General features: G+C 47.9%; 6 protein-coding genes, 1 tRNA gene and 3 rRNA genes. 9 read left to right on the top strand and 1 reads right to left on the bottom strand.

Translation table 11 applies throughout. The features are described from left to right. Positions 1-60: 60 nt before the first annotated feature. Complete coding sequence (locus tag RS891_RS28250; RefSeq protein WP_315793744.1) at positions 61-1413, bottom strand: molybdopterin-dependent oxidoreductase; 1353 nt, start codon at positions 1411-1413, stop codon at positions 61-63. 747 nt (positions 1414-2160) lie between these two features. On the opposite strand from RS891_RS28250, the gene RS891_RS28245 reads away from it, so the two are divergent. The 9 genes from RS891_RS28245 (at position 2161) to RS891_RS28205 (ending at position 13975) form a co-directional block, all read left to right on the top strand. Further along, positions 2161-3712 (top strand): 16S ribosomal RNA (locus RS891_RS28245). Between the two features lie 101 nt (positions 3713-3813). Beyond that, positions 3814-3889: transfer RNA gene (locus RS891_RS28240), tRNA-Ala, on the top strand. A 252-nt stretch (positions 3890-4141) separates the two neighbouring features. Further along, positions 4142-7067, top strand: a 23S ribosomal RNA gene (locus RS891_RS28235). Positions 7068-7210: 143 nt separating this feature from the next. Then, a 5S ribosomal RNA gene (gene rrf / locus RS891_RS28230) occupies positions 7211-7327 on the top strand. Together the 16S, 23S and 5S rRNA genes with 1 tRNA gene alongside form the textbook arrangement of a ribosomal RNA operon. Positions 7328-7558: 231 nt before the next feature. Next, on the top strand, positions 7559-8734 hold the full coding sequence (locus tag RS891_RS28225) for a GNAT family N-acetyltransferase (RefSeq protein WP_315793743.1): 1176 nt from the start codon (positions 7559-7561) through the stop codon (positions 8732-8734). A 471-nt stretch (positions 8735-9205) separates the two neighbouring features. Further along, positions 9206-9667 carry a CtsR family transcriptional regulator gene (locus RS891_RS28220; RefSeq protein WP_024633618.1) on the top strand — a complete coding sequence of 154 codons (462 nt, stop codon included), beginning with the start codon at positions 9206-9208 and terminating at the stop codon, positions 9665-9667. 30 nt (positions 9668-9697) lie between these two features. Beyond that, the gene (locus tag RS891_RS28215; protein ID WP_113055854.1) at positions 9698-10222 is read left to right on the top strand and encodes a protein-arginine kinase activator protein McsA; all 525 of its coding nucleotides are present in this window, start codon (positions 9698-9700) and stop codon (positions 10220-10222) included. A gap of 28 nt (positions 10223-10250) precedes the next feature. Beyond that, complete coding sequence (locus RS891_RS28210; protein ID WP_053779232.1) at positions 10251-11321, top strand: protein-arginine kinase McsB; 1071 nt, start codon at positions 10251-10253, stop codon at positions 11319-11321. A gap of 191 nt (positions 11322-11512) precedes the next feature. After that, a complete protein-coding gene (locus tag RS891_RS28205; RefSeq protein ID WP_076292149.1) occupies positions 11513-13975 on the top strand; it encodes an ATP-dependent Clp protease ATP-binding subunit in 2463 nt (820 codons plus the stop codon). Positions 13976-14091: the final 116 nt, after the last annotated feature.

Here is a 14091-nt window from a genome sequence, read left to right as displayed (position 1 = left end):
GAACGGGGGTCTTTGGTTTGCACATTTATTTAAGCTCAACTGTATATCGCCAGTAACGAATCAGGAACGCGCCTGATTAGAACCAGTAAGCCATGCATCCTTGTCGTAACCTCGTTCTTCCCAGTAGCCGATATGTTCGCTGTCGATCAGTTCAATACGATTCAGCCACTTGACGGACTTATAGGCATACATCTGGGGAATCACCAATCGTACCGGGCCGCCCAGATCCGCTGGAATCGGTTTGCCATCATGCATGACAGCTACCATAATATCCTCCATTTGTGCCTGATCCATCGTAATAGCATCCGTATATACACCGTCTCCTGAGTAGAATTTTACGCTTTGCGCTTCGGGTTTTACTCCGGCTTGGGTCAATAGTTGCTTAAGAGATATGCCTTCCCAAGTGTTTTTATAAACAGACCAGCCTGTTACGCAGTGAAAGTCACTGACCTGAACGGTACGTGCGAGCTTCACAAATTGCTCCCAGTTCCATACTTGTGCGTGTTCAACAAGCCCATCAATCCGGAATGACCAGTTTGAATTGGAAAAGGAAGGTATCGGTGTTACAGTGTATACGCGAAAATGACCTTCAGCTCCGCCTCCAACGGGAGGTGAGGAAGCTGGCAGTGCTTGTGGTAAGGGCACCATGTGATTGGGGTCGTTCTCCAGCATGCTATCTATACTGTTGTCTATGTTGAGGTTTCGTCCAACCCATGATATAAAAGTAGGCCCCAAAGTCACAGCTAGCCCCACTCCTACAGCAGACCGAATAAATGCCCGCCGTGTATACACGGGTTGAGGTTTCTCAGCTTGATGGAGAGGACTCTCCCTAATGGTACGTATAGATTCGGTAGAAACGACCGCTGCTGGCGTCGTATTTTCATCAGGAGCATCAGTTGGATGCACTATATTTCTACCCTCTGCTACAACTGTCGTTGCTTTTACTGCACGGCGTGCAGGATCTTTTAACCATTTCGTTCGCGTGATGGAGTGGTAGATAATATAAGGCAGGCCAACCCAAGTCAGCAAATCATGAACAAGAAGTGCCGCATTCGACCATCTCGGCCCAGCGAGCTTGAACTGCCATAACACAATTCCTGACAATAGCCATCCTACCAGCAGTGCAAGAACAACAATTGTATTTGCTCTCTGCCAAGGCCGATTACGAAGTTGTTTCCAGTGCTTTCCGGCTAAAAGTAAGTAATACACCACAGGTGCCAGCATAGCTAGCCCGACGACAATATGTAGCCACTTTAACCATACACGTCCGATCCCGAGTAACTCACGCCAGAAACCACCGACCAACATAAGACCTGATACAGCGAGGATGACAACAATCCAGGCATTCCACGCATGAATGGAAACGAGCTTTTTACCATAACCCTTTCGAATGTTCTTCAACCATTGCTTCATATGCGTTCACCCCATATAGGTTATTGACCAGAGCATCCTTGATATAAAGGAAATCGATTGTGTGTAGGGAACGGATTCCGAATTTAATACTGTTGAGTATTGTGTCTGTGACTACTTGAGCGGGTGTATCATAACCATTCCTTCTTCTATATTATATATACCTTATTATAGAGCGTTTGGATCACTTGCATCAAAAGTGTAGGGAACGACACTTCTTATATAAAAGTATCCTCTAAATGGTTATCTAATACTATTTGTTCACAAGTAGATGTACTCATCTATTTTTAGTAAATAGAATTCATGTGTTCAGTAACCCGAAGTATCTGTATGTAATTAGAGTTGATCCTTCTGAATTCATTCATTCTGTCGATTGATGTGGTTGAGAGTCTCCTTAGTTAGAGGGAGTTGTGGATTATAAAGTATTTATAAAAAGCTTATTAAAAAGTGCTTGCTAAATGAATTAGATCATGATATATTATTTCTTGTCGCCTCAAACGAATGATTGTCGAAACGCTTTGAACGCTGACGAAAAAAAGTGTTGACAGTTATTGAGTCAACATGATAAGATAAGATTCCTGTCCGGTTGACAAGCATTAACACAAACGGACAACAAGTTCCTTGAAAACTGAACAAATGGATAGTAACTTTTGATTCGTAATGAATCGTCAGTTTCAAAATGAGCTTATCGCTCTTTTCAATACCACCGATGATTTTCATAGCGTCTAACCACGCTGCTGAAATTCATCTTTATTGGAGAGTTTGATCCTGGCTCAGGACGAACGCTGGCGGCATGCCTAATACATGCAAGTCGAGCGGACTTGATGAGAAGCTTGCTTCTCTGATGGTTAGCGGCGGACGGGTGAGTAACACGTAGGCAACCTGCCCTCAAGCTTGGGACAACTACCGGAAACGGTAGCTAATACCGAATAGTTGTTTTCTTCTCCTGAAGAGAACTGGAAAGACGGAGCAATCTGTCACTTGGGGATGGGCCTGCGGCGCATTAGCTAGTTGGTGGGGTAACGGCTCACCAAGGCGACGATGCGTAGCCGACCTGAGAGGGTGATCGGCCACACTGGGACTGAGACACGGCCCAGACTCCTACGGGAGGCAGCAGTAGGGAATCTTCCGCAATGGGCGAAAGCCTGACGGAGCAATGCCGCGTGAGTGATGAAGGTTTTCGGATCGTAAAGCTCTGTTGCCAGGGAAGAACGCTTGGGAGAGTAACTGCTCTCAAGGTGACGGTACCTGAGAAGAAAGCCCCGGCTAACTACGTGCCAGCAGCCGCGGTAATACGTAGGGGGCAAGCGTTGTCCGGAATTATTGGGCGTAAAGCGCGCGCAGGCGGTCATTTAAGTCTGGTGTTTAATCCCGGGGCTCAACCCCGGATCGCACTGGAAACTGGGTGACTTGAGTGCAGAAGAGGAGAGTGGAATTCCACGTGTAGCGGTGAAATGCGTAGATATGTGGAGGAACACCAGTGGCGAAGGCGACTCTCTGGGCTGTAACTGACGCTGAGGCGCGAAAGCGTGGGGAGCAAACAGGATTAGATACCCTGGTAGTCCACGCCGTAAACGATGAGTGCTAGGTGTTAGGGGTTTCGATACCCTTGGTGCCGAAGTTAACACATTAAGCACTCCGCCTGGGGAGTACGGTCGCAAGACTGAAACTCAAAGGAATTGACGGGGACCCGCACAAGCAGTGGAGTATGTGGTTTAATTCGAAGCAACGCGAAGAACCTTACCAGGTCTTGACATCCCTCTGACCGGTACAGAGATGTATCTTTCCTTCGGGACAGAGGAGACAGGTGGTGCATGGTTGTCGTCAGCTCGTGTCGTGAGATGTTGGGTTAAGTCCCGCAACGAGCGCAACCCTTGATCTTAGTTGCCAGCATTTCGGATGGGCACTCTAAGGTGACTGCCGGTGACAAACCGGAGGAAGGTGGGGATGACGTCAAATCATCATGCCCCTTATGACCTGGGCTACACACGTACTACAATGGCCGGTACAACGGGCTGTGAAGCCGCGAGGTGGAACGAATCCTAAAAAGCCGGTCTCAGTTCGGATTGCAGGCTGCAACTCGCCTGCATGAAGTCGGAATTGCTAGTAATCGCGGATCAGCATGCCGCGGTGAATACGTTCCCGGGTCTTGTACACACCGCCCGTCACACCACGAGAGTTTATAACACCCGAAGTCGGTGGGGTAACCGCAAGGAGCCAGCCGCCGAAGGTGGGATAGATGATTGGGGTGAAGTCGTAACAAGGTAGCCGTATCGGAAGGTGCGGCTGGATCACCTCCTTTCTATGGAGAATCGTTTCCCGCGTGGAAACATTCAAATACGCAGCTTAGCTGCAACAGTAACACAGTTACTTATCCATTTGTTCAGTTTTGATGGAATTTGAGGGGCCATAGCTCAGCTGGGAGAGCGCCTGCCTTGCAAGCAGGAGGTCAGCGGTTCGATCCCGCTTGGCTCCACCAAAGAATTTCGTCTATTTAGCTTGTTCTTTGAAAACTAGATATCGAAACGAAAATTGCGATTTAGAACATTCCTTTTAGGGATGAATGCTTGTTCGGTTCAAGTAACCGAAACAACAATCATCCTAGCTGAACTTGTGTAAACAAGTGAAGTGTTTATAAGGTAGACTGCTATTGCGATGGTATCGAATGGGAGCGACTTTTGGCTTTGCGTAAGCAAAACAAGGGAAGTGCGCCATCGAAACCGGAGCAACTGGTTAAGCTACTAAGAGCACACGGAGGATGCCTAGGCGCTAGGAGCCGATGAAGGACGTGGCGAACAACGAAACTGCCTCGGGGAGCTGTAAGCAAGCTTTGATCCGGGGGTGTCCGAATGGGGAAACCCAGCTGGGGTAATTTCCAGTTACTCATAACTGAATACATAGGTTATGTAGAGGCATACCAGGGGAACTGAAACATCTAAGTACCCTGAGGAAGAGAAAACAATAGTGATTCCGTCAGTAGCGGCGAGCGAACGCGGAGAAGCCCAAACCAGAGAGCTTGCTCTTTGGGGTTGTGGGACATCTCACATGGAGTTACAAAGGAACCGGTTAAACGAAGAGGTCTGGAAAGGCCCGCCAAAGAAGGTAAAAGCCCTGTAGTTGAAAGTCTGTTCTCTCCGAGATGTATCCCGAGTAGTGCGGGGCACGTGAAACCCCGTATGAATCCGGCAGGACCATCTGCCAAGGCTAAATACTTCCTAGCGACCGATAGTGAAGCAGTACCGTGAGGGAAAGGTGAAAAGCACCCCGGAAGGGGAGTGAAATAGAACCTGAAACCGTGTGCTTACAAAAAGTCAGAGCCCGTTTTAGGGGTGATGGCGTGCCTTTTGTAGAATGAACCGGCGAGTTACGTTCCCGTGCAAGGTTAAGGTGAAGAGCCGGAGCCGCAGCGAAAGCGAGTCTGAATAGGGCGACATAGTACGTGGACGTAGACCCGAAACCGGGTGATCTACCCCTGTCCAGGGTGAAGGTGCGGTAACACGCACTGGAGGCCCGAACCCACGCACGTTGAAAAGTGCGGGGATGAGGTGGGGGTAGCGGAGAAATTCCAATCGAACTCGGAGATAGCTGGTTCTCCCCGAAATAGCTTTAGGGCTAGCCTCGGAAAACAGAGTCGTGGAGGTAGAGCACTGATTGGGTGCGGGGCCCGCAAGGGTTACCAAGCTCAGTCAAACTCCGAATGCCATAGACTTACTTCCGGGAGTCAGACAGTGAGTGCTAAGATCCATTGTCAAAAGGGAAACAGCCCAGACCATCAGCTAAGGTCCCCAAGTGTGTGTTAAGTGGGAAAGGATGTGGAGTTGCACAGACAACCAGGATGTTGGCTTAGAAGCAGCCACCATTGAAAGAGTGCGTAATAGCTCACTGGTCGAGTGACTCTGCGCCGAAAATGTAACGGGGCTAAACACACCACCGAAGCTATGGCTTGATGCTTTGCATCAGGGGTAGGGGAGCGTTGTATAAGGGTTGAAGGTGTACCGTAAGGAGCGCTGGACATTATACAAGTGAGAATGCCGGTATGAGTAACGAAAAGATCAGTGAGAATCTGATCCGCCGAAAGCCTAAGGGTTCCTGAGGAAGGCTCGTCCGCTCAGGGTAAGTCGGGACCTAAGGCGAGGCCGAAAGGCGTAGTCGAAGGACAACAGGTCGAAATTCCTGTACCACCGTAAGCCGTTATGAGCAATGGGGGGACGCAGCAGGGTAGTGACGCGGACTGATGGATGTCCGTCTAAGCAGTGAGGCTGATGTGTAGGCAAATCCGCACATCGTAAGGCTGGGCTGTAATGGGGAGCGAAAATTATAGTAGCGAAGGTCATGATCTCACACTGCCAAGAAAAGCCTCTAGCCAGGTGATGGTGCCCGTACCGCAAACCGACACAGGTAGGCGAGAAGAGAATTCTAAGGCGCGCGGAAGAACTCTCGTTAAGGAACTCGGCAAAATGACCCCGTAACTTCGGGAGAAGGGGTGCCCCGGTAGTGTGAATAGCACGAGGGGGCCGCAGTGAAAAGGCCCAAGCGACTGTTTAGCAAAAACACAGGTCTGTGCGAAGCCGTAAGGCGAAGTATACGGGCTGACGCCTGCCCGGTGCTGGAAGGTTAAGGGGAGCGGTTAGGAGCAATCCGAAGCTGTGAACCGAAGCCCCAGTAAACGGCGGCCGTAACTATAACGGTCCTAAGGTAGCGAAATTCCTTGTCAGGTAAATTCTGACCCGCACGAATGGCGTAACGACTTGGGCGCTGTCTCAACGAGAGATCCGGTGAAATTTTAATACCTGTGAAGATGCAGGTTACCCGCGACAAGACGGAAAGACCCCATGGAGCTTTACTGCAGCTTGATATTGAATTTGGGTACGATCTGTACAGGATAGGTGGGAGCCTTTGAAGCAGGAGCGCAAGCTTCTGTGGAGGCACCGTTGGGATACCACCCTGATCGTATCTAGGTTCTAACCTGGTACCGTAATCCGGTGCGGGGACAGTGTCAGGTGGGCAGTTTGACTGGGGCGGTCGCCTCCTAAAGAGTAACGGAGGCGCCCAAAGGTTCCCTCAGAATGGTTGGAAATCATTCGAAGAGTGCAAAGGCATAAGGGAGCTTGACTGCGAGACCTACAAGTCGAGCAGGGACGAAAGTCGGGCTTAGTGATCCGGTGGTACCGCATGGAAGGGCCATCGCTCAACGGATAAAAGCTACCCTGGGGATAACAGGCTTATCTCCCCCAAGAGTCCACATCGACGGGGAGGTTTGGCACCTCGATGTCGGCTCATCGCATCCTGGGGCTGAAGTAGGTCCCAAGGGTTGGGCTGTTCGCCCATTAAAGCGGTACGCGAGCTGGGTTCAGAACGTCGTGAGACAGTTCGGTCCCTATCTGTCGTGGGCGTAGGAAATTTGAGAGGAGCTGTCCTTAGTACGAGAGGACCGGGATGGACGTACCGCTGGTGTACCAGTTGTTCCGCCAGGAGCACCGCTGGGTAGCTATGTACGGACGGGATAAGCGCTGAAAGCATCTAAGCGTGAAGCCCCCCTCAAGATGAGATTTCCCAGTATGTAAGACCCCTTGAAGACGACGAGGTAGATAGGCTGGGGGTGGAAGTGCAGTAATGCATGGAGCTGACCAGTACTAATCGGTCGAGGGCTTATCCAATATGCAGGTTATGAATCGCAAATTTCGTTTCGGATCTAGTTTTCAGAGAATAATCTCTGAAATGAAAATGGATACATCACAGAATGTGTGTATGATTTTCAGTTCCACAATGATTTCAAGAAGCTATGCTTCGACAAATCGCGTTTGGTGGCGATGGCGGAGGGGTTCCACACGTACCCATCCCGAACACGACCGTTAAGCCCTCTAGCGCCGATGGTACTTGGACCGCAGGGTCCTGGGAGAGTAGGACGCCGCCAAGCGAAGAACCACTGCCGATGTTATTCGGTGGTGGTTTTTATTTGCGTTTTTTACTATAGATCACAGGTGGAACAATTATAATATACGAAAAAAAGTATTTCCGAGAGATGCCCGCACATCTCTTGTTTGACTTTGTCCCGTTCCTCTGACACACTCATAAATGGATACATACATCACGTATCAGGCCATGATTTGAAAGATATCATAACTTAGAGAACGGGGTGCAGGACGACATGGAAATTCAGAAGTTAACCGTAGATGATTTTGAGCCAGCTATGGCACTCTCCGAGTATGCTTTTCAAGTGGTAATGAGTGAAGAACAAACGGAGAAGCGACGGAGTCAATTTGATTCACAGGATATATGGGGTGTATTTGAGGAGGGACAATTGGGTGCCAAACTTCACATTATTCCTTTTCAAACCTATATTCATGGGAGATCGTTTGAGATGGGCGGTATTGCGGGAGTAGCGACATGGCCAGAATATAGACGTAAAGGCTGGGTAGCGGGGCTGTTGAAACATGCTTTGGAAGAAATGAACCGTAAGAAACAAAGTATATCGTTTTTGCATCCGTTCTCTTTTGCATTTTATCGGAGATATGGATGGGAGACCTATGTTGAGTTTAAACGATATAAAGTGCCTACAGCTCATTTGCCAGCGAAAAAGGTCACCCCTGGAACAATTCGACGTGGCGATCCGGGACTCAGCATATTAAAGGAAGTATACAGTGCGTATGCTGAGCGCTATAACGGAACTTTGATCCGGGATGATGCGAGATGGGAGAACTCGGTTCTCACTAATGGAGCCAGCCAGAAGGCTGTATATTATGATGAAGCTGGTAAAGCACAAGGCTATGTTTTATATGAGGTTAAGGAAAGAAAGTTTACCATTAGAGAGATCATTTATCTGAATGAAGAGGCAAGACAAGGTTTATGGACCTTTATTGCGAACCATGATTCAATGATTGAGGAAGTCACTTTACAGGCACCAGCAAGTGATATGCTTGCTTTTCAACTAGATAATCCGCGGATACAGCAGGAAATTATACCTTTCTTCATGGCACGTATTGTGAGTGTTGAACAATTTATTTCACAGTATCCTTTTGCAAGCCCAGACTCACCAGTACAGATTAATCTCCAGGTAGAGGATGCACACGCACCTTGGAATGAAGGGGTATGGCAGTTGAATGTGGCTATGAACGGCACAGCATCGATATGGAAAACATCTGAGCCGGTAGCTAAAGATCAGACTGTTAAAGTAGATATTCAGGCGCTCACCGCAATGATGATGGGATATCGCAGACCCACAGAGATGGCTCAAATAGGTAGAGTTGAAGGACCAATTGGAGCGATTAAGGCTCTGGAGCAAGCGATTCCTGATCGGGAAACGTATTTACTTGATTTTTTCTGATTCTCATAGAATAACGAGTATTCTAGGATCATTTTCATAGACTGAACTTGTATAGCATTACGATGCTAGTGTAAAACAAATGGACTTCTCCAGCTATTTTGGAGAGGTTTTTTTGTGTCAGCCGAATATTTCGTGTAAAATCGTAAAAAATGAATAGTGCTCCCTCTTGGCAAAACCACAAAATATGCTATAATGTATATAAAGTCAAAGAAAGTCAAAGTCAACTAAAGGTTAAATACTTACGTAGCTTTCTTTCTGCAATCCGGTGGTGGGAGCCATTTTAAGGTAGTACACATCAGCGGATAAAAGCAATATTAAAGGACCTTCGAGCGTCCTTCGCTCTCCTGCTAAAGACCGTTGAAGATCAGTTTCGCTGTTTCCTTGATTGGTTAAATGGGTTGAGAAGGTGTACTCTGTAGGGGCGTGTGGGTCCTTATTGACTTAACGTTTCAGACAGTGGAGGATGAGTGGATGCGTAATATCTCTGATATTATCGAACAATATCTGAAGAGTATTTTGCATGAAAGTCCCGAAGGAATGGTCGAAATTCAACGTAATGATCTGGCTGATCAATTTTCATGTGTGCCTTCCCAGATCAATTATGTCATCAGCACCCGATTTACACTCGAAAAAGGTTACCTTGTAGAGAGTAAACGTGGCGGCGGCGGTTATGTTCGCATACAGCGGATTGAATTGCCGGCTCACTCGGCTCTGCATAACCATTTGCACCATAGTATTGGAGATGAGATCGGGCAGACAGCTGCCGAAGGTCTGATCTACCAACTGGAAGAAGCACGTTTCTTGAGCAAAAGGGAAGCCGGGTTGATGCGGGCAGCTGTATCGAGAGAGATTATATTGGTCAAACTTCCTTACCGGGATCAAATTCGTGCCAGAATGTTAAAGGCGATGTTAATATCTTTGCTCGGTAAATGAAAACTATCGGGATCAAGGGGGTACATCATTGTGCTGTGCCAAGAATGCAACAAACGTCCGGCAACACTCCATTTCACGAAGATCGTGAACGGAGAGAAGACGGAATTCCATATTTGTGAGTCATGTGCTCGTGAAAAAGGGGAAATGATTCCCGGAACATCCAACGGATTTTCCATTCACAACTTATTGTCCGGGTTGCTTGATTTTGAACCCTCAGGCAAGAATGGAAGTGCGGGAGCAACACCTGCGCAATCTCTTCGTTGTGAAGAATGCGGCATGACCTATTCACAGTTTAGCAAAATCGGCCGCTTTGGCTGTAGTTCTTGTTATAAATATTTTGACAGTCGTTTGGACCCGCTATTCAAACGGGTTCATGGCAGCACTTCCCACGTGGGTAAAGTGCCTGCAAGGGCTGGTGGCCGCATCAAGGTCAAAAGACAGATTGCTGATCTGAAACGGGATCTTCAGGAGAGCATAACGCAAGAGGAGTTTGAACAAGCTGCTCAAATTCGTGATCAGATTAGGGAACTTGAAAAAGAAATAGCTCAGGAGTAAAGTTTGTGATGAGTAGGAGGGATGCGTAATGCCTAATCTTCGTTTTACAGAGAAGGCGCTCAGCGACTGGATGCGCAGTGATGCGGCTGATTCCGAAATAGTCATTAGCAGCCGGGTCCGGATCGCACGCAACCTGCAGCATTATCCGTTTCCGATGCTGGCTTCCAATGAGCAATCGGAAGAAGTGCTGAATAAGCTGAGCGAAGTACTTCAATACGATGACGTTCATGCCTTTGGAGATTTTCATACCCTGGATTTGATTGATATCGATGACCTTGACAAACGGGTGCTGGTAGAGAAACATCTGATCAGTCCTAGTCTTGCGAATGAATCCAGAAATGGCGCTGTTATTCTCAGTGAGGATGAATCTGTCAGTATTATGATTAATGAAGAGGATCATCTTCGTATCCAGTGCCTCTATCCGGGGTTCCAGGTGAAAGAAGCCTGGGAGAAAGCTTCCGCCATAGATGATGCTTTTGAAGCGCATGTGGATTATGCTTTTGATGACCGCAGAGGATATTTAACCAGCTGTCCTACAAATGTAGGTACAGGTGTAAGAGCATCTGTTATGATGCATCTGCCCGCTCTGGTGATGACACAGCAGATTGGCCGCATTTTAACCGCAGTCTCCCAAGTCGGACTGACTGTACGGGGAATTTACGGTGAAGGCAGTGAGGCGATGGGTAACCTATTCCAGATCTCGAACCAGATCACACTGGGACAGACGGAACAAGAAGTCATCGATAATCTGCATAGTGTTGTGTTACAGATGATTGGGCATGAGCGTACCGCCAGAGAACGGTTAATTACCGACTCTAGACTGCGAATTACCGACAGAGTTATGCGTTCATACGGCATTCTGTCACATGCAGCCATCGTCGATTCGAAGGAAGCCGCACAGCGTCTGTCTGATGTTCGACTTGGCGTAGATCTCGGCTTGTTGGACGGCTTGTCCATAACCGTGATGAACGAGTTGAATGTGATGACGCAGCCGGGCTTTTTGCAAAAAACATTTGGGGAAGACATGCGGACGGATGAGCGTGACATATATCGGGCTCAGTTGATCCGTGATACGATCAGTGCAGCCAATCAATCTTAGGTTGATCAAGAGTTGTTTATAAAGGTTTCACGCCGCATCTGCGGCTTTTATATAATAGAGCATTTTCTATAAATGAATGCTGAATGATTTTATTCGCAGCATGGCTGCAAACAAAAATGATATGAAGAATACGGTGGGATACTTTTAATAACAGCCCCCGTTTTATCCAAAACCATGGAGGTGCAGGAGATATGATGTTTGGAAGATTTACGGAACGGGCCCAAAAGGTGCTCGCATTGGCGCAGGAAGAAGCTGTCCGTCTTGGTCATAATAACATCGGTACAGAGCACATTTTGCTCGGCCTCATTCGTGAAGGCGAAGGCATCGCAGCCAAAGCGCTGATCGGCCTGGGACTCGGATTGGAAAAAATTCAAGATGAAGTAGAAACGCTGATTGGCCGTGGCCAAGAGCAACCTACGAACATTGCATATACGCCTCGTGCGAAAAAAGTAATTGAACTGTCTATGGATGAAGCTCGCAAATTGGGCCATACCTATGTAGGCACAGAGCATATCCTGCTCGGATTGATTCGTGAAGGCGAAGGGGTTGCGGCACGTGTGCTGAACAACCTGGGTATTAGTTTGAACAAGGCACGTCAACAAGTATTGCAACTGCTTGGCAGCAGTGAAGCTGTATCCAGTCATAACGGTACACCTGCCAATGTCAGCACACCAACACTGGACAGTCTAGCACGTGACCTTACGGCGTATGCCAGAGAGAACAACCTGGACCCAGTGATTGGACGTAGTAAAGAAATCGAACGTGTTATTCAGGTTCTGAGCCGTCGTACCAAGAATAACCCGGTACTGATCGGTGAGCCAGGTGTAGGTAAAACGGCCATCGCTGAAGGACTTGCACAAAAAATCATCGCCAACGAAATTCCGGAGACTTTGCGTGACAAACGTGTCATGACATTGGATATGGGTTCCGTTGTTGCAGGTACAAAATATCGCGGTGAATTCGAAGATCGTCTGAAAAAAATTATGGATGAAATTCGTCAAGCGGGTAACATTGTCCTGTTCATCGACGAATTGCATACCCTGATTGGTGCAGGCGGAGCAGAAGGCGCAATTGATGCTTCGAACATTTTGAAACCGGCTTTGGCCCGTGGAGAATTGCAGTGCATCGGTGCAACAACACTGGATGAATACCGTAAATATATCGAGAAGGATGCTGCCCTGGAGCGTCGTTTCCAACCGATCACGGTGGATCAACCTTCTCCAGAAGAAGCAATTCAGATTTTACACGGCTTGCGTGATCGTTACGAAGCGCATCACCGGGTGAAAATTACGGATGAAGCGATTGTACAGGCGGTTAAACTGTCTGACCGTTACATTACAGACCGTTTCCTGCCGGACAAAGCAATTGACCTGATTGATGAGGCGGGTTCCAAAGTAAGATTGAACTCTTACACGATCCCACCAAACCTCAAACAACTGGAAAGCCGTCTCGAAGATATCCGTAAGGAAAAAGACGCAGCGGTTCAAAGCCAGGAGTTCGAGAAAGCAGCAGCCCTGCGTGACACGGAACAAAAAATCCGTGAAGAGCTGGATGTAACGAAGAACCAATGGAAAGAAAAACAAGGTCGCACGGATTCTGAAGTAACGCCTGAGGATATCGCGCAAGTGGTAGCCAACTGGACTGGAATTCCGGTGAACAAGCTGAAAGAAGAAGAAACACAACGCTTGATGAACCTGGAGTCTATTCTACATGAACGTGTCATTGGCCAAGATGAGGCTGTGAAGTCCGTCAGCCGTGCAGTTCGTCGTGCTCGTGCCGGATTGAAAGATCCGAAACGTCCGATGGGTTCATTTATCTTCCTTGGTCCTACAGGGGTAGGTAAAACCGAGCTGGCTCGTGCTCTGGCTGAAGCGATGTTTGGCGATGAAAATGCAGTGATCCGGATCGATATGTCCGAGTATGGTGAGAAGCATTCGACTTCCCGACTCGTCGGAGCGCCTCCGGGATATGTGGGATACGAAGAAGGTGGCCAGCTGACAGAGAAAGTTCGTCGCAAACCTTACTCCGTCGTCCTGCTCGATGAGATCGAGAAAGCACATCCGGAAGTATTCAATATCTTGCTGCAAGTGCTTGAGGATGGTCGTCTGACGGATTCCAAAGGTCGCGTTGTTGACTTCCGAAATACGTTGATTATTCTGACATCCAACGTTGGTGCTGAAGCGATCAAACGTAACTCTACACTTGGCTTCACAGCAGTTGTCGATGCAGGCGCGGATTATGATAACATGAAGGGTAAAGTCATGGATGAGCTGAAGAAAAGCTTCCGTCCAGAGTTCCTTAACCGGATTGATGAAATTATCGTGTTCCACTCCCTGGAACAGAAACACATTGCAGAGATTGTTACACTCATGAGTGAGGAGCTTCGGAAACGGCTACGTGAATACGAGGTTGACTTCGAACTCACCGACAACGCCAAGGATTTCCTTGCCAAAGCCGGTTTCGATCCAGCTTATGGTGCGCGTCCGCTTCGTCGGGCGATCCAGAAGCATATCGAAGATAAATTGTCTGAAGAGTTGCTCACGGGTAATGTGACCAAAGGTGATTCGTTGCTCATCGATGAAGAGAACGGAGCATTGTCTGTAACGAAAAAAGACGTTGTTGTTCCTTCAACTGAGGAAATTGAAACGAAATAAGTGACACTTAACTAGTGACATAACTATTGAATCTGATGTATAAAACAAAAATCCTTTCTGACTTTAGTCGGGAAGGATTTTTGTTTTTTTGTGCCAGTCAGAGCCCCGAAGCAGTT

It is taken from the genome of Paenibacillus sp. BIC5C1, assembly GCF_032399705.1.
GTDB classification, from domain to species: Bacteria; Bacillota; Bacilli; order Paenibacillales; family Paenibacillaceae; genus Paenibacillus; species Paenibacillus taichungensis_A.
The sequence above is the reverse complement of the archived record's forward strand: the minus strand, read 5'-3'. Positions and strand labels throughout refer to the sequence as shown.

What these genes read in the sequence shown, in the direction of transcription:
- RS891_RS28250 (WP_315793744.1), bottom strand. Translation starts at nt 1,413, where the DNA reads ATGAAGCAATGGTTGAAGAACATTCGAAAGGGTTATGGTAAAAAGCTC.
- RS891_RS28225 (WP_315793743.1), top strand. Translation starts at nt 7,559, where the DNA reads ATGGAAATTCAGAAGTTAACCGTAGATGATTTTGAGCCAGCTATGGCA.
- RS891_RS28220 (WP_024633618.1), top strand. Translation starts at nt 9,206, where the DNA reads ATGCGTAATATCTCTGATATTATCGAACAATATCTGAAGAGTATTTTG.
- RS891_RS28210 (WP_053779232.1), top strand. Translation starts at nt 10,251, where the DNA reads ATGCCTAATCTTCGTTTTACAGAGAAGGCGCTCAGCGACTGGATGCGC.
- RS891_RS28205 (WP_076292149.1), top strand. Translation starts at nt 11,513, where the DNA reads ATGATGTTTGGAAGATTTACGGAACGGGCCCAAAAGGTGCTCGCATTG.